Genomic DNA, 313 nt, shown 5'->3' on the forward strand with positions numbered 1-313 from the left:
TACCGGCACCGCCTCCGGCGAGGCGACCTGCGAAAACGCGCACAGTAGTCACATGCGATCCGAACTCGACACCGGGCAGCCACCGATCGCGCCGCGCCAGGCCGCGCGGGCGCGTTCGATCTGTTCGCCGGCCCTGCCGAGGCTGACTCCGGGCATGGGGAGGTCGCAGGCGTGTTCGCCGCCCGTCTCGTACGGGGCGGCGCGGAGCCGGGTGTGGCGCGGCGCGATCGGTGGCTGCCCGGTGTCGAGTTCGGATCGCATGTGACTACTGTGCGCGTTTTCGCAGGTCGCCTCGCCGGAGGCGGTGCCGGTA

Annotated in this window: 1 protein-coding gene; it reads right to left on the reverse strand. The window is 71.9% G+C overall.

The annotated features are described in order from the left end of the window. Positions 1–48: 48 nt before the first annotated feature. Positions 49–313 (reverse strand): hypothetical protein (locus FAF44_RS53985; protein WP_237111228.1); only part of this gene is annotated, 265 nt, incomplete at its 5' end.

Source organism: Nonomuraea sp. MG754425, assembly GCF_021699195.1.
Classification (GTDB): Bacteria; Actinomycetota; Actinomycetes; order Streptosporangiales; family Streptosporangiaceae; genus Nonomuraea.